Annotated in this window: 11 protein-coding genes; 6 read left to right on the forward strand and 5 right to left on the reverse strand. The window is 42.2% G+C overall.

What is annotated here, in order from left to right:
* Window positions 1-47 precede the first annotated feature (47 nt).
* The 6 genes from COR50_RS19020 to COR50_RS19045 all read left to right on the forward strand — a co-directional run bounded on the left by COR50_RS19020 (window position 48) and on the right by COR50_RS19045 (window position 11,384).
* Entirely contained in the window at window positions 48-3,365 is a 3,318-nt protein-coding gene (locus COR50_RS19020) for a SusC/RagA family TonB-linked outer membrane protein (RefSeq protein ID WP_098195460.1), read from the forward strand.
* Between the two features lie 11 nt (window positions 3,366-3,376).
* The gene (locus COR50_RS19025) at window positions 3,377-4,819 is read left to right on the forward strand and encodes a RagB/SusD family nutrient uptake outer membrane protein (RefSeq protein WP_098195461.1); all 1,443 of its coding nucleotides are present in this window, start codon (window positions 3,377-3,379) and stop codon (window positions 4,817-4,819) included.
* 17 nt (window positions 4,820-4,836) lie between these two features.
* Window positions 4,837-5,598, forward strand: a complete 762-nt coding sequence (locus COR50_RS19030) for a DUF4843 domain-containing protein (protein ID WP_098195462.1) — start codon at window positions 4,837-4,839, stop codon at window positions 5,596-5,598.
* A gap of 26 nt (window positions 5,599-5,624) precedes the next feature.
* The gene (locus COR50_RS19035) at window positions 5,625-7,115 is read left to right on the forward strand and encodes a PKD-like family lipoprotein (protein ID WP_098195463.1); all 1,491 of its coding nucleotides are present in this window, start codon (window positions 5,625-5,627) and stop codon (window positions 7,113-7,115) included.
* 28 nt (window positions 7,116-7,143) lie between these two features.
* Entirely contained in the window at window positions 7,144-8,187 is a 1,044-nt protein-coding gene (locus COR50_RS19040; RefSeq protein WP_098195464.1) for a TlpA disulfide reductase family protein, read from the forward strand.
* A 344-nt stretch (window positions 8,188-8,531) separates the two neighbouring features.
* A complete protein-coding gene (locus COR50_RS19045; RefSeq protein WP_098195465.1) occupies window positions 8,532-11,384 on the forward strand; it encodes a M16 family metallopeptidase in 2,853 nt (950 codons plus the stop codon).
* Between the two features lie 316 nt (window positions 11,385-11,700).
* On the opposite strand, the gene COR50_RS19050 is transcribed toward COR50_RS19045, so the two are convergent.
* From COR50_RS19050 to COR50_RS19070, 5 genes are all read right to left on the reverse strand, one after another.
* Entirely contained in the window at window positions 11,701-13,980 is a 2,280-nt protein-coding gene (locus tag COR50_RS19050) for a GH92 family glycosyl hydrolase (protein ID WP_098195466.1), read from the reverse strand.
* A gap of 335 nt (window positions 13,981-14,315) precedes the next feature.
* A complete protein-coding gene (locus COR50_RS19055; protein ID WP_157761006.1) occupies window positions 14,316-16,505 on the reverse strand; it encodes a DUF4838 domain-containing protein in 2,190 nt (729 codons plus the stop codon).
* Window positions 16,506-16,558: 53 nt separating this feature from the next.
* A complete protein-coding gene (locus COR50_RS19060) occupies window positions 16,559-18,451 on the reverse strand; it encodes a YaiO family outer membrane beta-barrel protein (protein ID WP_157761007.1) in 1,893 nt (630 codons plus the stop codon).
* 8 nt (window positions 18,452-18,459) lie between these two features.
* Entirely contained in the window at window positions 18,460-19,908 is a 1,449-nt protein-coding gene (locus COR50_RS19065) for a glycosyltransferase family 2 protein (protein ID WP_098195469.1), read from the reverse strand.
* Window positions 19,908-21,038, reverse strand: coding sequence for a HEAT repeat domain-containing protein (locus COR50_RS19070; protein WP_098195470.1), 1,131 nt, complete (start codon window positions 21,036-21,038; stop codon window positions 19,908-19,910). The genes COR50_RS19065 and COR50_RS19070 overlap by 1 nt, the downstream gene beginning before the upstream one ends.
* Between the last annotated feature and the right edge of the window lie 4 nt (window positions 21,039-21,042).

Here is a 21,042-nt window from a genome sequence, read left to right on the forward strand (position 1 = left end):
ATCGCAGCACCTAACATACGGGTCCTGGAAACTAACCGTTTAAAATTATGAAGTCTAAAATTTTACTGCTTTACTTCAGCGCCATGCTGTGGGGTTATCACGGCTTCGCGCAGATCACGATGTCCAAGAAAAGAATGAGTTATGTTCATTTCTTTAAAGAAATAAGCAAGCAAACGGGTTACCGGTTTATTTACAACAACAATATGTTACCTAAGGGAGAAAACTTGGATGTAGAAGTCAACAACCTTTCTATCAAAGACGTTCTGAGCGAATATCTCAAACCCGCAAATTTGAGTTACGAATTTAGGGATGATCATTTGATCGTTATTAAAAAATCGTCCAAGCCCGTTGAAGCATCTCCCTTGCAGCAAAGTATAACGGTTAAAGGGCGTATATTTAACAGTGATGGAGAAGCACTGCCCGGAGCTACCATCATGATCAAGGGAACGCCGAAGGGAACCACCACGGATGCCCAGGGGAATTTCCAACTAAATGTGCCCAACAACGAAGTTACCTTGGTAATTTCTTACATCGGTCATCAACCGCTTGAATTGAAACCATGGAAGGGTAATAAAATGATCGAGCTGAAAGCATCGACGGTAGATATCAATACCGTTACTATCACCACGGGGATGTTTAACAGGAACAAGGTAACGTTTTCCGGTGCGGTAGCTTCATTTACAGGCAAGGAACTAAAAACCATCGGTAACCTCAACGTACTTCAAAGCTTGAAAACACTGGATCCTTCCTTCGTAATATCTCCCAACAACCTGCAAGGCGCCAACCCTAACCAATTACCCAATATCGAGGTGAGGGGTAAAACAAGCTTGACATCCAATACGGTGAGGGATCAATATTCAACCGATCCCAACCAACCTTTGTTTATCCTGAACGGGATGGAAACTACCTTACAACAAATTGTTGACCTTGATATCAACAGGGTAGCGTCTATTACCTTACTGAAAGATGCCGCTTCCACCGCGTTATATGGCTCAAGGGCTGCCAACGGTGTAGTTATCGTGGAAACGATTCGCCCTAAACCGGGAGAACTTACAGTGTCCTATACTGCCGACCTAAGGTACGAAGTCCCTGACCTCAGGGACTACAACATGATGAACGCCGCTGAGAATTTGGAATTTCAACGCTTGGCAGGATTTTATCAACCTGATTATTACCCTAATTCTACCTTTAATGACAACTTATATAACAACAGGTTAATAGCCGTAACCAGCGGGGTTAATAGCTACTGGCTCAACGTTCCGCTCAAAAACAGTTTTACCAACGGGCACTCCTTGAGGGTTAGTGGCGGCAGCGAAGAATTTCAATACGGCGTGGCTCTAAATTACAGAAAACTAAACGGCGTGATGAAAGGCTCCGACAGGGCTACCTGGGGAGGAACGGTGGATCTGACTTACAGGAAAAACAAGTTAAATATCTTCAATTCGCTATATATAAATGGTACTAATTCGAATGAATCCCCATACGGCAATTTTGAAGATTATGTAAAGATAAACCCCTATTATAGTAAGAAAAGAGCAGATGGCAGTGTAAACACGGATCGATATCTTGAAATATTCACCAGGGATCTCGGCACAAGCGGTTTTTATTTAGATTCATTCAAAGTAGGCAATCCACTCTACAATGCCTTACTCCCTTCAAAAAATAATTCTAATAATATTACTATACAAAATAACCTGAACCTGATCTATGATATTAGCTCAAGCCTGAGACTTTCCGGCGCTTTCCAGGTAAATAAAACTTCCGGAACAAACATCATATTCAAACCGGCGAATCATACAGATTACGATAATACGGATGTTTATCAAAAAGGTCTTTATTCCGAAAGCCGGCAAGATAAACTGAATTACCAGGGCAACCTGATGCTAACCTATCTCAAGGTTATCCAGGAAAATCATAGCCTGAATGCTAATATTAGAACGGAAATACAAGAGGAGAATAAAACGCTGTCAAGTTATTCTGCTACGGGCATACCCGTTGGAGTTAGTCCCAACCCCGCATTCGCCTATAGTTATTTACCTAATTCAAAACCCGGATACAAAAAAATTAAAACCCGCAAAATTAATGCATTGGCGAGCTTCAACTACTCGTACAAGAACAGGTATTTTGTTGATTTTAATTACAGGATAGACGGTTCTACAGTTTTTGGCTCCGCAAATAAATACTCCCCTTTCTGGTCTATTGGCGGCGGATGGAATATCAGTGCCGAAAAAGGTATGGAAACCGTTTATTGGTTAGACATACTCAGGATTAGAGCTAATATAGGTACAACGGGCAACCAAGCCCTGGGCACCTACGCATCAACGGCGGTTTATAAGTATACCAATGATCTAAATTATTTTGGACAGGGACTGATCATCGATCAACTTGGTAACCCCAACCTGGAGTGGCAACGTACGAGGAGCATCAGCGCGGGTATTGATGTCGCCTTATGGCAAAACCGGTTAACCGCGACTTTAAACATCTACCAAAAAAGATCCAGCCCACTCATAACCACCGGTAGCTTGCCCGGCTCTTCGGGTGTTGAAACATACGCTTTAAATGTTGGCGAGTTAAATACCAAGGGTGCAGAATCGATCATAAAATATTCGCCTATTTATAAACTCAACAAAAATGTTATCTGGACTTTGGGTTATACCGGTAGTTTTTATAAAAGTAAATACAAAGGGTTTTCTAATATCCTCAAAAATCTCAACGATGAAGCCCAAAAATCTAATTCACTGGAAAGGTACCTGGATGGATATAGCCCTGATGAACTCTGGGCTGTACCATCCCTGGGAATAGATCCTGCAACTGGCAAGGAAGTATTTAAGAAAAAAAACGGTGAATACACATATATTTATGACCCTTCCGACATCGCCCCCATCGGTGAAAAGCGCCCCGTTATTGAAGGCGTCGTTAGCTCTAACTTAAATATAAAAGGCTTCCTGTTGGGTATCAACCTAAGGTACAGTTTCGGTAAATATGTATTGAACAAAGCCCTGTACGACAAAGTAGAAAATATCGGGTACCAAGACCTCAATAATAACCAGGATAAACGAGCCTTAGAGCTCAGGTGGAAGCACCCGGGAGATCATGCTCAATTTAAGTCCATCGATATCAGCGAAGAAACACCGATTTCTTCCCGTTTTATACAAAAAGAAAATTATCTCGGCGGTGAGTCTATCAACCTTGGCTACGAATTCAGGGCACAGCAATATGTTTGGATCAGGAAGCTTAAGATCAACTCCATTAGGTTGAACGCATATACTAATGACATTTTCAGGCTCTCGAATATTCAATCCGAACGTGGCATACAGTATCCGTTTAGCAACACGATGGCGCTCAGTTTGAATATCTTCTTTTAAAATGCAATAACATGAATTATTTGAAATCTACATATACAGCTATCAGCATGATGATCATCCTGCTAGCATTTCCATCTTGCGATAAATACCTGGATGTACAACCGGAGGATCTTTTTTTAGAAAAATCGGTCTATAATAATCAAAGTTCTATTAGGAATGTATTGAATGGAATCTATCTCGATATGGCCAGCAAGGAATCTTACGGGGAAAGCAACACATGCACCGTACTCGATGTTTTGGCTCAATATTATGATTGCAGTGTAAGCGGCCATCCCATGAACACCTTGCAGAGGTATGAATATGAAGAAAGCGGTTCTATGAGTGAGTTATCCGCGATGTGGAATAAAAATTATAACTCAATTTTGAATATCAATTTATTTATACAGAATGTAAGTCCCGGGAAAGACATACTACCCGGGGAAGAAAAGAATTGGATGCTAGGTGAAGCATACGGTCTTAGAGCTTTTCTAGGCTTCGACCTTTTGAGGCTATTTGGCCCCATGTACCAACCGGATTCACTTTCTGCGGCCATTCCCTACCCGCTAACACCCGAATCAAAAATCAACCCGGTGCTCCCCGCTAAAGAAGTCATGGAACTTATTATCCATGACCTTGAACAAGCTGCCATGTTGTTGGAAAATGATCCTACCAGGTCGGAAGGAGTTATTTCAAATTCTTCGATCACGGACCAGTATTTTAGTAATAGGAATAGACGTATGAATTATTTTGCTGTACAAGCCCTAATGGCCAGGGTATTCCTGTACCGGGGTGATGTGACCGCCGCTAGGAATAAAGCGCTTGAAGTAGTTGAATCAGCCAGCAAATTTTTCCCATGGAGCCCGGCTAGCGAAAGTAACCCGGGTAATAGCAATCCCGACCGGGTGTTTTCATCCGAAATATTATTCGGCTTAGAAAATATTAAGCTTAAAGAAACCCAGAGCAATTGGTTCTCTGCCAGCTTGAACAACGCCAACATATTGACGCCATACCCGGCCAACCTGGAAAGTATTTTTGATAAGTTCGATAATGATTACCGCTACAGGGTATGGTTTACCGTGGATAGGACAACCACCAGGACGAATAAAACTTTCTTTAAATATGCCGATATAAAGGATAACAATTTACCGTTCAGAAACTTGTTGCCGTTGATAAGGATGTCTGAAATGTATTTGATCCTCTCGGAATGTGAGCCTGATATAACCTTGGCAGCCCAGTATCTAAATACCCTCCGAAAAAATCGCGGGCTGCCGGATGCCGATTTCACCGGGAAAAAGATGGATCTTATTATAAAGGCTTACCAACAGGAATTTTGGGGCGAGGGACAATTATTCTATTTATACAAGCGCTTACATCAATCAAAAATACCAAACGGGTCAGGCGGAACAGGGAATATTAACATGTCTAGCGATCAATATGTAGTCCCGATACCCCAATCAGAAACATTATTCAGGTAAATCTTAATCCATTAACCATGAATCCATTCAAACATATTACCATAATATTTTTACTACTAATAACTTGCTACGGTTGTACGAAAACAGAATTATTAAAATATGATTCCGGAAATCAAATTTACTTTGGAAATATTTCCAATAGCAGCAGCTATAAAGATACTTTTTCCTATAGCTTTGCGTTAGATACCCTAAACCGCGATACCCTACTCTTGTATATCTATACCCTTGGAGACACAACGGGTAACCATCGCCCTTTTAACTTATCCGTGTTGAAGGACTCCTCTACTGCCATTGAAGGGAAACATTTTATCATACCACCCCCCGACAGTTTATTTATCCCTGCCGGGAAAACAGGAACAACAGTACCGGTTATTATCTTGAGAACAACAGACATGTATGAAAAATCTTTTCGGTTCATATTACAGCTCAAGCCTAACAACAATTTTGAAACGAATATTCATCTACTCAATCCATTAAGCGATGCGCCTGTATCACTGCTAAAAATTAGGTTTGATATAGATGACCTGTTAAAGAAACCATCATATTGGGATGAAAATGCCGATGCCCTCGGTTCCTTTAGCCGGAAAAAACTGGAACTCTTTGTAAAGCAGCTCGACTTGGACATATCAAAATTCTATACTGAAAATCCATATACAGGCATTCAGCTCCTAAACTATTCCAAAACATTCCAATCCTACTTAAATGAGCAACAGCAATCCGGGAATACGGTATTGGAAGCTGATGGAAGCATTATGAAAATGGGAAAAGATGCACAGTAATTGTTTAACACCAAGATTTATTATACATGAAACATACTAAAACATATATACTGTTACTCCTCTGCCTGTACCTGTATTCCTGCATGAAGGACAAAGGAAACTACGATTATAAACCGGTCAACCTTATCACAATTAACGGTATAGACAGTTCTTACATCGTTGAATATGGATCGAGATTTAAAATCACCCCCCAACTATCCTTTTCCGAAGACGAAACAGGTGATACCAGCAATTATTCCTTTCAATGGATCGCTGCTTACCCATTAGGTTATAGCTCCTATCCCGATACTATTTCCCTGGCTAAAAACCTGGATATGGATATGACATTAGAATTTGGTAGTTGGCACACATATTATAGGGTAACGGATAAAAGAACGGGAATATTTAAAGATTTCCCTTTCACGCTAACGGTCTCTTCGGCAAGTTATGAAGGATGGCTCTTGCTATGTGATCCGGGAGACGGCAGCAGCCAACTGGCGATGGTTTCATACATAGGCGGCAAAGATACCCTGTACGGCAATATTCTTGAAAAAATGGGCTCGGCTTACCCAACGCTAGGAAAGCCGGGGTTTGTTGAATCCGGTCATAGTTATATTAATGAACCGGCTAATGGTACCGTGGCAGTTTTCCTTGCGAATGGTGACCACGCGGGTATTTTAGGGCTTGACACCCTTGAATATGAACCTAAGTATGACCTAAAATATGTAATGTCCATTCCCGAACCTATCACAGACTATACGGATGCCAACTTGAAACTATCAACTTACAGCGGGTTATTATATGCTAAAGGAAACCTCTACACCGTTGGTTCCTCATCAATCAACGGACCGGTGAATACTATAGATAACGGCAGTCAATATTTTACGCCCTCCAAGTGGATCGCGGTAAGCAAACCTTCTGGCTGGAAAATTGTGTTTGATCAATCTACCGGGACGTTCTTACGACAGGTTGGCAATACCTGCCTGTATTTTCAAAAAGGGGAATTATTTGATTTCACAACAGGTAAAGAACTGCTTTTTATGACCGGTACAGTTTATAATGGGGAAGAGGTAGTTGCAATATTGAAAGATGCGCAACTCGATAAAATGTATTTAGCCAGGTTTACAAAAAGCGGAACACAGAATTATTATAATGAAATAACCGGTGAAGATATATTACAAGCAACACATTTTGCCTTCAGCCCGGATTTGGGTTACCTGTTTTATAATGTGGAAGGCAAGGTTTATGAATATGATCCTATTCTCAAAAAAAGTTTCCTGATGCAGGATTATAGCGATCAGAAGATTAGCTATATGGGCTTCGAAGAATTTGCGATGACTTACCCTTCAAGTCCCAATGCAGAAAGGTATATCAATTATTCCAAGAAACTGATCGTCTGCTCTTATAAGGAAGGAGCACCGAAAAACTCCGGGCAGTTTGATTTGTACACCGTCCCGGACATTAACCAACCTATAAAAATTTACAAAAGCTTTAAAGGCGTACCAAAAATTGCAGATGTAGCATATAGGGAAAGATAAAAGTATTCAACAACTAAATAAACTAATTATGAAACCATTAAAAATGCTGGCCTATAGCGGCATCATCGTATTGGCAAGTTGCAGCACCCAAGCGCAGGATCAACATAAAATCCACGGGCAAATTTCTACAACAAATGATCCCCAATGGGCTATCCTGAGATATTATGACGATCATGAGAAGCTCATCACGGATTCTGCCAAAATCGTATCCGGTTCATTTGACTTTACCCACCGGTTAAAGGAACCGACCAAGGGTTATGTTCAAGTTACTTTTAAAGAAACAACCGGCGAAAAAGTAAAGCCTATAGGCATCCAGTTCTATATAGAACCACAAAATGTAACCATTACAGAAGGCACAGATGGAAACGAACTTGATATCAAGGGTTCCAAATTGAACGACGAGGTTGATGAAATATACAAAATCGTTTACCCTCCTAATGGCGATGAAGGATCTGTCGATGAGAAATTTGTTGATACCAAAGTAGAAGCATTCTTAAAGACCCACAGCAACTCTGTTGTATCTTTAGACTTGATTAAAATGGTATATTTAACAAACCCTGAAAAACTGGAAGCTGCCTTTAATGCACTCTCTTCTACTGTTAAGAACAGTAAATCCGGGCAAAAGATAGAAGCTTCCATTAAAAAGCAAGCAGCTGTCAAGGTGGGTATGCAAGCCCCAGGCTTTACAGAAAAGGATCCCCAAGGTAAAGAAGTTTCCCTTAGTGATTTCAAAGGCAAATATGTGCTGGTCGATTTTTGGGCTAGCTGGTGCCATCCCTGCCGGATGGAAAACCCCCATGTTTTAGCCGCATATAATAAATATAAGGATCGCAACTTCACCGTTCTCGGTATTTCATTAGATTCTAAAAAAGAAGATTGGCTCAAGGCGGTTGAGAAAGATCAACTGCCTTGGACACAGGTCTCCGCACTGGATCCCCAAAATTGTAAAAGCGCAGATCTTTACGGAGTAGAATATATACCACAAAACTGGCTGATTGATCCACAAGGTAAAATTATCGCTAGAAACTTAAGCGGTAAGGACTTCGATAAGTTGGACGAGTTGTTACGGTAAGAATACGTAAACCTCAACCTTGATGGTTGGGGTTTACTTTTTATTTCCCTACTTTCAAATAAAATTTACGATAGCCGAATAAATAATATTTAACCAAGCCATGCATTTCATTACTATTTTCTAATCTTTCAGCAGATTAGATTAATGAAAACAATTTTATGAAAATTTTATGCCTCCCCTTTTCCAGTCACCTATAAGAGAAACCTTATCTTTACCTGATGGCAACCAAAACTAGATAAGTTCAAAATCAAGAGAGCAAAAAAAATAGTTGAATTGTAGCCATTATAAAGAGAAAAAACGGCTTTGTAATTCACATTTAATAAAACAAAAACCACACACCATTTATGAAAAGAAAATTCCTGGTGCTGGCTTTAGCCCTATCTACCGGTTTTTCCTTTTGGAATGCCCCGGTATTCGCTCAAAAAAAGTCGGCAAAGGCTACTAAAACTGCAAACGATGTAATCCCGGTAGATCCGGACGTAAAGATCGGTAAATTATCCAACGGTTTAACTTACTACATCCGTAAAAATACGGAACCCAAGAATCGCGCTGTTTTATATCTGGCCATCAAGGCCGGTTCATTGATGGAAACAGATGCCCAACAAGGCTTGGCTCACTTTACGGAGCACATGTCTTTCAACGGCACCAAAGATTTTCCTAAAAATGAACTGATCAATTACCTGCAAAAAGCAGGTGTAAAATTCGGCGCCGATTTAAATGCTTACACGGCATTCGATCAGACGGTTTACCAATTACCTATCCCTACCGATAGCGTGGAGCTGTTCAAAAACGGTTTCAAGATATTAGCCAACTGGGCCGGTATGGTGAGCATGGAAGGTTCTGAAATCGATGCTGAAAGAGGTGTCATCATCGAGGAAGATCGCCAACGTGGAAAGAATGCACAGTCAAGGATGCAAAAACAATTGTTGCCCGTGGTACTGCATAACTCCCGCTACGCGGAAAGGATCCCTATCGGTAAAATCGATATCCTGCAAAACTTCAAACACGAAGAAATCAGGAACTTTTACAAAGACTGGTACAGGCCAAACCTGCAAGCCGTGATCGCGGTAGGCGATTTCGATCCAGCCGCCGTAGAAAAAATGATCAAGGATAATTTCAGCGGCCTGAAAAATCCGGCTAAACCCAAACCGCGTATCGAGTACACTTTACCGGATAACAAGGAACCGCTCGTTAAAGAAGTGGTTGATAAAGAGTTTCCATTCCATGTCGTGATGGCTAGTTTCCGCCACCATACAACCACGACTACCACCAACGAAGATATCCGCAGGAACTTGGTGGAAGGAATGGTAAGCAGCATGATGAAAACCCGTATCTACGAATTGAAACAAAGCGGGCAAGCGCCTTTCTTGGAAGGGATGTTCTCTTACGGCGCTTACCAGGGCGGTATCGTTCGCAACCAGGATGCTTTAAGTGTTGCCGCGGTATCTAAAACACCCGGTGAACTAGAAAAAGCGTTCAGGGGCATCATGGCCGAAGTAGAGCGTATGGCCAAATTTGGTTTTACGGCTAATGAATTGAATGTTATCAAGAAAAATCTTGATGCCGGTAATGAAAAAGGTTTCCGTGAAAAGGATAAAACTTCTTCCGATGCTTACGTGCAATCGTATTTGAATAATTTCTTAACCGGTACCGCGATACCATCGGCAACATACAGCTACCAATTAATGAAGAAGCTGATCCAAGATATTAGCTTGGAAGAGGTAAATAACGCTGCCAAACAAATGGCCAAGCAAGAAAATGTACTGGTGATTGTTCAAGCCCCGGAAAAAAGTAAGGATGAATTACCTACCGCCGCTACCCTGCTGAATGTTTTAAAAACTGCCGGCGAGGGTGTGAAACCTTATGAAGATAAAACAATCAATAAGCCATTATTAGCTAAGAAACCAACGCCCGGTAAAGTAGTGAAGGAAGAGCAGGTAGAAAGTATCGGCCTAACAAAATTAACTTTATCTAACGGCGTTACCGTTTACCTCAAACCGACCGATTTCAAGAATGATCAAATCATCTTCAACTCCTTTGCACCCGGTGGTACTTCTTTAATTGATGATAAGGATTTGTTGGCAAGATCGTATACTGGAAATATTCCCAGCAATGGTATCGGTGAGTTCGACAATACGCAACTAGGCAAATTGTTAGCCGGAAATACGGCCAGCGTGTCTTCTTACATCGGTAACCTCTATCAAGGTTTCAGTGGAAGCACTTCGCCGCAGGATCTCGAAACGGCATTGCAACTGGTTTACGCAAGGGCAACCGAGCCGCGTAAAGATGAGAAAATCTTCAAGAAAGACATGGAAGATTTCAAGGTGCAATTGGCAGCTTCGGGGGTTTCCCCGGCGAGCGTTTACCAAGACACGATTCAAAGTGTATGGTCATCTTATAGCGAACGCGAACGTAAACCTACCGAGAAAGAAGTAGATGATATTTCGTTGGATCAATCTTTCGAATTTTATAAAGATCGTTTCTCCGATGCCAGCGGGCAAACTTTTGTTTTCGTCGGTAATTTTGATGTTGAGAAGATCAAGCCCTTATTAGAAATGTACCTTGGCGGCCTCCCTTCTACCAACAGGCACGAAAATTATATCGACAGGAACATCATGCCATTACAAGGCAAGGTAGAAAGGATCGTTAAGAAAGGTATAGAAGATAAAGCACAGGTGCAATTAATCTTCCATGGCACTTACGAAAATACTCCTGAAAATAATGTACAAATCGGCGCTTTGAGCGATATTTTGGAGTTCAAGGTATTAGAAAGGTTACGCGAGAAGGAAAGCGGTGTTTACAGTCCGAATGTCGGCGCTTCTTATTCCAAATTGCCGCATCCGTATTATTCTTTAACGATTTCCTTTAGCTGTGCCACTGCCAACGTGGATAAGTTAATCAACGCGGCGCTGGATGAGGTAGAAAAGATTAAAAAGAACGGTGCTACCGAAGAAGATGTTGAGAAATTCAAAGCCGAATCACGCCGCTCATTAGAAGTAAGCTTACGTCAAAATGGTTTCTGGTTAAATTACCTGGTTAGTAAATTCCGGGATCATGATGATCCTACCTCCGTATTAACAACGGAAAAACGTTTAGCAACGGTAACGACCGGTTCCATCAAGAAAGCAGCAGATTTCTTCTTGAGTGGAAAGAATTTCTTTAAAGCGGTATTAGTACCCGAGAAAATAGAAAAATAGGTGATCACCTAGGTAAATACCTGCGAAAAACAGGGTAGCCCGCCGTCTTTTAATGATAATGGCTATTTACCAGGAAAGATAGTATTTCATTCTTCTAAAATAAAAGCCCCGCGACAAATAAAATTCGCGGGGCTTTTATTATTATATATCATTATTGTCCGATAAATTATTTTCAATGAAAAAATTATCATCGCCCTCAAAAGTCCACCAGGTCTCCGTCTCCTGCATTTTTTTACTTGCCGAAAAAGTTACCCCGATAAGGCACTAACCAGGATCGCTTACACCTATTTTAGCCGGACAATAATGGTATAAAATATTAATCCATCCAGGACTTCGGTCTATCTTCAGGGGCTTTACCAAATTCTTTATTCGGTTCTTTACCCATAAATACTTTAAACGTTCCTCCCGAAAGAATGTCTTTATGGCGGATATAACTCTTGGTATAAGGCTTACCATTCCACTCTACTTTCTGGATGTAGATATTACCGGGCTCATTATTCACTGTTTCAACAGTAAACGTTTTACCGCTTGATACCTTGAATGTGGCCTTATCAAAGATCGGGCTACCTAAAACATACACGCCGTTGGCAGGATTTTCTGGATAAAAACCTAAAGCAGACATGATATACCAAGAACTCATTGCACCGCAATCTTCATTACCGGCTAAGCCTTCCGGGCGATCGAAATAGAATTCTTTAATTACCTGGCGTACTTTTTCAGCCGTTTTCCATTGATCCCCTGCAAAAGCATACATATAAGTAACATGGTGGCTCGGCTCATTTCCATGCGCATACATTCCGATCAAACCGGAGATATCGCTCGAAGCCTCATCACCCATGTAACCTTCAGCAGAAAAAAGGCTGTCTAACTTGATAGAAAATGCTTGGTCACCACCCATCAACTCGATCAAACCTTCCACATCCTGCGGTACCAGCCAGGTATATTGCCAACCGTTACCCTCGGTAAAGTCTCCATTTTCATGTTTAGAGAAGAAGGGATTGTAAGGCGTTCTCCAGGAACCATCATCTAATTTGGGGCGTACGAAGCGGATGCTCGCATCCCAATAATTCTTGTAATATTTAGCGCGTTTCGCGTAATATTCATAATCTTCTTGTTTACCCATCTTCTTCGCCATAGCTGCAATACACCAATCATCGATGGCATATTCCAGGGCTTTAGACACAGATTGTTCTTCCTTATCTGCCGGGATATACCCTTTTTCCTTGATATAGTTCATACCGAAATCATCGCGGGTAGAGGATGCTTTCAACGCTTCAAATGCCAACTCGGCATCGAAACCATCGAAGCCCTTTAAATATGCATCTACGATGATGGGAACAGCATGGTAACCGACCATACAATTGGTTTCATTACCCATCAAATGCCAGATAGGTAATTTGCCTTGCTGTTTATAGATGGTCAACATCGTGTTTACAAAATCGTTCACCTTGTCCGGGTTGATCAAGGTATTCAAGGGGGCTGCTGAACGGTAAACATCCCATAAAGAGAATACGGAGTAATTATCAAAACCCGGATTCTTATAAACTTCTTTATCTGTTCCGCGGTAACTACCATCGTGATCGTTAAACAAGGCCGGGGCGATCATCGTGTGGTACAAGGCGGTATAAAAAGTACGTTTTGCAGCTGTATCTTTAGTTTCAATGGAAACTTTGGCTAAAACATCATTCCATTTCTTACCGGCGTCTTCTTTAACCTTGGCAAAATCCCATCCCGGTATTTCCGCTTGTATATTCGCCAATGCATTTTCACTGCTAACCGGTGAAATGCCCACCTTGAACTGTAGATCCTTCGGGGGATTATCGAATGACATAACCGCCTTTGCGGATTTCAACCCTTCAAATTTCTCTTTGGCCGGAAGATCGATTATTTCGAAATGCTTCACCGGGATATTTGATTTGATCGCAAACCACAAGCGTTGATCGGCGGCCCAACCGTTGGACATACGGTAACCTACGAAGGTCACGCTGTCAACTTGTTCAATATGTGTATCCGTGGCCCTATCCCAACCGATACCTTCTTTTAAATCTACGATAACGTGCGCGGGTTGTTCCGCGTTAAAAGCATATTTATGAAAACCAACGCGTTCTGAAGCTGTCAGCTCTACATCGATGTCATAATCTGTTAAGTGTACTGAATAATAGCCTGCCGCAACTTTTTCACGATCATGGGTATAATGTGAACCGTAGCCACTGGTAGGATTTTCCTGCGTGCCGGGTTCCGTTCTGATGTCGCCTGTAAATGGCATCATTAATACGTCGCCTAAATCACCGATACCCGTACCACTTAAGTGGGTATGTTGAAAACCGATCACGACGCTATCGCTGTAGTGGTAACCGGAACACCAGTCCCAGCCTTTCACGATATTAGTCGGGCCAAGCTGAACGGCGCCGAAGGGTACATTAGCACCCACGAAGACGTGCCCGTGGCCGCCTGAACCGATATAAGGATCTACATACTGTACGAGTGATTGCTCACTGTTGGTTGATTGGTTCTGTTGCTGGTCGCAAGCTGTAAAAGTAACTGCTGTTGCTGCCAGTACAGAAAAGCAGCGACCAAAGTAAACGTGTTTCTTCATTGAATTGAGTATTTATAACACACTGCGGGAATCATTTCCCATATTATTATTTACATGAATTGAATGAATATCCATGTATAAGAGCGTCACAAAATAAAGTCGGCCTACCGGATAATACAAACCGGATGAACTAAATACATTAACAAGTTACACCACTCATCACAAACGATTGATTATCAAATCATTAACAGATAGCTAAATATCCATCTAAGCATCAATAAAGCTGCATAATATTGATAACCAACATCTTACACAATGAAAGTGCAAGCATTTGCTAAATCGTATTAGCGAAAGCTAAATTTAGAGAAAAAAATTATAATTAGCGCGGGAAAAGATTATTGCACCCATACCTCGTCGCAAGCCATCATGACCTTGCGTCCTGGCTTGTAGCGCCATGAAGGTAAAGACGGGATAGGTTGGGCTTCTATACGGATGGCTTTTATTTCTAGATGAACGGGAATGGACAAACCGCGGAATTGGACTTTATAATCCTCTTCTTCTACTCGGGGTAAATCATTACCGAATACCTTTTCGAAATTATGGCCATCCTTCGAGATGAAAATATTTACATGTCCAGGGGGAAAAATCCAGTGACGCGGATCTTGAAGAAAACGGGTACTGATCGTATCCACGGCAGTAACTTTACCTAAATCAATATCTACGATCATCGGGTCACCGTAAAAACATTGCCAGTTATAGCTAAAATCTGCATAACCCGGTGTTTCGTCTACCAAGGTTTCATAGCCGTTGGCAGGGAAATTTTCATCCGGCGGAAATTGATATTGTACCGTTGCACCTTTTGCCTTGTTTAACCTAACCCCGGCATCGAGAATACTTTGCCACTCTTCCATGTAAGCGGTCAGCGTTTGACCGGCTTCTGCTATTTCGCTAACACCTGTAGCCTTCGCTACCTTTTCAAAATATTCAAGCCTTTGCGGCCATTGGGGCTTAACTTCCCACTGGTTATTTCTTTTAATAAATATCCCGTGATCGCGGTTATGATAAAACTTCGATTGTTGTAACACCACGTATTCCTGTGAAAGACGCAAAGCCTTGACGCGCTTTAAGAGTACGGGTTTTGTTTCAACCGCCGCTTCCGCGCGATCCAATATGCTGCTGAATTGATCGATATAAAACGGCGACAGGTAACCGTCGTGATCGTTCACCGGGTTACCATAAATATCCAGCCGCGTATTAGTTTGTAAAACGGACTCTTCCAACAATTGAAGGTATGATGAAACGGCAGAAGCGGCCTTGCCGTAATAATGTTCGAGGAAAGTCGCGATCAGATCATCTGTAGGGGCATCCGTATTCCATAATTTATTGGCAGTAACATATGCCTTGAGCGCTGCCAGGTCCGAATATGTATCACCGCTTCCCTGCTCAAAGATTCCTTCTACCCCGCAACTCTTTAAATAGGCAATATTTTCAGCAGTTGTTTTAACCGATAAAAATGGCGTCAAGTAGTTGGTAAATTGCGTGCAATAATCCCAAACCATTACATGTGGAGTCAAGTGCAACCATGCCGTTAAATCACGCCTAAAACCTGCGGCCGACGGATCTTTCTCCAGGGAAAAAGTCCTGTACGCATCGATGGAACTTAACATGATATGAACATTCGGCGCCGGCTTGGTATGAAGTGGCGCATGCTTGGTTTCGAGGTAAGCCAACGTGGTAAATTGTTTCGCTGGAAAATGAGCCGCCACCTTGTTGACGAAGGTGATCAAGCTACCTTGCACACCGCCGTCGAGCTCATTTTGCTTCGAACAGGAATCGCATTCACAAAATTCACCGCCATCATTAGCGGCAATACTCCAATATTTCGCTGATGGATTTTCTTTAAAAGCGCTGTCTAAATACCGCAAAGTAATTTGTAATACATCCGGGTTAGCGAGGCATAGCTGCGTTGCTTTCCGTTCCCCGTTAACCAAGGCAAAATATTCGGGATGCGATTCAAAGTATTGACGCGGCGGCACCAACTTGAAGAAAGAATGCCCCCATAAGCCCCATAGCGCTTCGAATTGTTGTAAACCATACCAATTTCGATATTCCCCGTCAAAAGCTGCCGGTAAATAAACTTCCCTGTAATCAAAGGAAGGACTTTGAAGCGTATTATAACCTTTCGGCACCCTGATTTCCTTTAATTGCGGAACAGTTGCCGAACCCTCATCCCATTTCTTGGCGCCGATGAATTTATCTATAAAATAATATACGGCCTGAAGCATAACCTTCGTATCATCCCCACAAAAAAACTGTAGATCGTTGCCTTGTTGAGACAACCCGAAGCCGCCGGCTTGCAAGGATGCGCCCTTGATACCGCTTAGCCCCGGTTGCAGCTCCAGGTAAAAATAACTTCTACGCCTTTCCTTTACCGAATCGATTATTAAAGTTATCCCGGTAGCACGTTTTATATAATCCTGTAAAATACTGGCAGCTTTACTAGTCGACACATCCGCTTGGGCAGGAATTACGATGCGTGTTTCCAAGCGTTTACTAACGATGGTAATATCCTGTCCATACATCATGTTGGGCAACATTAACAGTGATAAACATATGAAGATTCCGCATTTCAGCATCCTTAAAACCTTTGTTGGAAACTAAAATAAATATCGAACTGGTTAAAATATCCATTAGGAATATCTTGCCGGATGTAGTTCCCGATAATACCTAAAGTTGTATTAAAATGAATATTTTTCTGGAAGCCGGCGCCGATATTATACGATGAAAATCCTAAGCTATTGTACAGGATATTATTACGCCCGCGGTCATCCGGCGAAACACCGTAACCACCAAGTAACGTAACATAACTCCTGCTTTCATCAAAATAATAACGGTTGGTTGCTACTACTGCCGGGTACATATTCCCGGCATCAAAAGTGCCGAAGCCGCGTACATTCACCCAATAATGCCCCCATGTTTTCGCGACGGAAGCTACGGCTGTGAAATTTCGTACCGTATCGATCTGCGTATAGCGTCCACCCAACTCAAGTTCCCAACCGGGATTGAAATTACCGAAGATAGAATAAGCCGCGCGCCAGGTCGGAAAAACAGGTTGATCTGGTGAATAGCCGATATTTACGAAAGAGTAAAATTGCTTGCCGTGTTTTACGTACGACTCCAGTTCAGCTTGCCAACCATCATCAAAACGGTGACCGTAATTGAAGCGCCCCGCGATGCTACCCCATTTGAAATACCTCAAATATTGTATGGAGCTGATGCTAGCCGGTTTCCGATCCTTTTCATATACTGTCTGCAAATGAAAAAGGCTCAACATATTCCTATTCGATTGCCATTTAAGGGCATCTGTATAGCGTTTCCAATCCTTATCACCTGGATTGTATTCCAATACCCTGGATGCATTTTCGGCAGCATCTTTATACATTCCCTTATGCTCGTAAGCAACGGTTTTATTCTTAAGGAAAAACAAGTTCGACGGACTAATAGCTAAACCGCGGTTGCAGGTCGCAATAACACTATCATCACTTCCGCGTTGTACATACACCTTTGTAAGTCCTTCCAACGCGGTTGTATCCCGCGGGAAGCCCGATAAGATCCTGGACCATGTCGTAGCGGCGCTATCCCATTTCTCGCCCCGCTGCTGTTCGATAGCTAAGCTGGTTAATTCATCTTTATAAAATAACCGGTACCGATCTATGTTGGGAAACTGGTTCATTAAGGGCATTACCAGGTCGGCAGCCGCGGCATGATTGCCTTGCAAACAGGCTAACACGGCTTTTCGAAATACGACCATCGTATCGCCGGGTTCGGAAGCCAATAGCTTATCAGCATGTTCTTCCGCCAATTTATACTTTTGTTGTGCCATGGCAACCTGTAAAGCTCTCCAACGTGCCAGGTAATTTCCCGGTTGCACATTTAAAACCGACTCGAAAGATTTACCCGCTTGTTCCCAATGTTGCATCGAGAGTTGTTGCATCCCGTTTAACATCCATAAATCGGCCTGCATTTGTTGTATGGTGGCGTCATTTCGATAGTACGACTGGATCTGCGCCAAGGTTTTTTCCATACCTACCCTGCTTTCCAGCTTTTGATAAACGCTAAACTTTTTAAGCAACCAATCTTTGTCCTTTGGATCCCTGGCCAAGGCCCTATTCGCATAATCGAGGGCATTATTATAATTGGCACGATCCATTTCCAGGTTGTACAGGTATAATAACACCACCTGGTTACCGGGTTGGTGCTGTAAAACTAAGCGCCAGTCTTGAATAGCTTTGCTTGTATCAGCCAGGGAGAGAAACAGCCTACCTCTCAATGCATATATATCCCAATACTGCGGGCTTTCTTCGATAGCTTCATTAGCCAGCTCTAAAGCCTTGCCGTAGTTTTTATATTGATTTGTTTGGATGATAGCCTTATTGAACAAATAATCTACATCTACTTTCTTCTGTTGCGCTAGCAAACCTAGCGGCAATAAAAGCAAAACTGGAATATGGATACAGTTAAATAATTTCATCTTATCGATCATTTTGTCGGGTTAGCCTGGCGGTTTTGAAAGCCTCTTCTCTGCATATTTCCCCATGCGTGTTTACGGTTGGTCAACTGGTTAAAATACCCCGTTATGGCAAACCACATAACCAGCGGATGGTACAAGAAAGGTTCCAATAGCGCGGTAAATATCAACCCTATCACTTCTTTCCAACTATTGTAATAGCGCATGGTTAACTGGTCCCAGCAAATAGCCAAGGTAGTTATCAATATAGAAAAAGTATATATAAATACTAACAGTATGAGCGCGAACTTCCAGTTGATGATACCCATTATAACGATATAGATATAATATAATATCCCTACAAATTCTATTATCGGCGCTAAAAACTCGAAGAAGAAATTATATGGGAAGATGATCCAACCCAATTTTTTATACTTCGGGTTGAACAACACTTTCGGATGGCAGGTAAAGGTCTGCATTAATCCCCTCGCCCAACGCACCCGTTGCCGTTTATATACTTTTAAAGTAGACGGGCCCTCCGTCCAGCAAAGCGTTTCCGGAACATAGCGGATCGCGTAAGGTAATTTCTGTTCACACATATATTTACTCATGCGGATCAGCATATCCATATCTTCACCGAAGCTCTTGGGATCATAGCCCCCGGCATTGATCACGACATCCTTATCGAATAAACCCAACCCGCCGGAAACATTCGGTACCGCGTTCAACATTGTCCACCCCATTTTACCTAATACGAAAGACCGGATATATTCAATTTCCTGGAACCTAGGAAGAAATTCATCCGGTGGTCGTACCCTGACGATCATCCCCGCATCTACCTCGCAACTATTGACCATCCTCAAGGCGGCCCCCGTAGCGATAACCCGTTTAGGTTCCTGCATGAATGGTTCAATTAGTTTGAGCAAAGTATCGCGGTCCAGAATGCAATCGACGTCCGTATTTAGGAAATAGTCGAACGAAGATGCATTGATCCCGGCATTGACGGCATCTGCTTTAGCTTTTCCATTTACTTTATCAACCACCAGTAATTTTGCATAGGCAGGGTTCGTTGACTTGTAAAAACCTTTCACCGGTTGAGAAGGAATCCTTACATCATAAGCGAATTCAACCTGTTTCAGCTCGAACTCCGTTACCAGCTTTTCCAGGGTATCATCGGTACTCCCATCATTCACGATGACCACTTCGAACCTGGGGTAATTTAATGTCAGCAGCGACCTGACATTATAAATAATTGTTACCCCCTCGTTATACGCCGGGGCAATTACCGATATACCGGGAGTAAGTGGGGATGCCACTAGGCCAGTGGTATTATCTTGCAAAACTTGTCTTCTTTTATAACGTTTAATAGCAATAAATGAAAGGCAAGCCAACATGGCGTATAAAAAGAATATAGCCGCGCAGTAAACAAAAATAGAGCTCTCGTAAAAATGAACGATATGTTGCCAGAAAGATTGCTGCATCAATATTTAATTAAAGGATTCATAGCATGGTGAAGAAAAACCAGGGAACCGGCATCCGAATGGGACTCCAGTTCTAATAATTCTTTCTTGGATAATGCTTCATGGTTAACAATAGATTTCGCACTATGTTTTCTTAATAAAAATTCACCGGAAGTTTCAAACACATCTTCCAAAAACGCCAGGTATTTACCGCTACCGATACGCCCTAATGCCTTTAAAATCTCGACTTTTACCGCCAAGTTTGCCGCCGGGTAAATGGCGACCATGGCGGGCTCAGCTTCTTCAGCGACTAACTTGCCTAGACTATTAATCGCATCTACTTGAAGGGCTTCATTATCACTATCAATATATCTCATGATAGCGGGTATAGTTTCATATTGCTGGAAATAAACGGCTAATTTAAAACAGAAAGAAATTACGCTCGGGTGGCAGTCAGCGTTCATCCACCGGGAAAACAACGGTAGTTTCATATCCTTCCGCTGCACGATAATATTGAAAAGTTCGAATTGCTCCCAGGTCACAAGCGGGTTCCTTATATCGCTTAAAAATTCAAAAGGCTGGTCTTCACTCATCTTCACGAAATAACACCTGGATATCCCCCTCACGTAACGGTTCCTATGATGTAATAACGGGAATATTTCATCTTCCATGCCCCCTACTTCCATGCTGAACAATTCACTGATCGCGGATACTTTTTTATTCCACCACAGCGAATTGATGTTGCGCTGCGCATCATTCTGAAGGCGCAATGCGATATAAAGTTGCCTTAATTTGTTAGACACGCTACCGCTGAAGTTCTTGCGGTATTCCATAATCCTTTCAACCAGTAAACGCCTCACCCATTTCTTTTCTAAGGGTAGTACATGGAATGCTTTGGAAGGCAAAAACTCGAAGCCTTTATCGTCTTGCAGCCCTTCATTCATTATAACCTGTTCTAAAACCAGGGAATCAGCCTGCTGGATAAAACGGGAGTTTCTCCGGCCCTTATAAGCCCTTACGCCCCTCATGATGAGGATACTGATAAATACCATCGCGGTAGTTACAATCGCAAGTAAGGAGATCACGATTGCTATCTGGATAACAAGGGGTAATTGAGAGAATCCCTGGAGGATAAAGTTTTCCCAACTCATGAAG

Source organism: Chitinophaga caeni, from assembly GCF_002557795.1.
Lineage (GTDB): Bacteria > Bacteroidota > Bacteroidia > Chitinophagales > Chitinophagaceae > Chitinophaga > Chitinophaga caeni.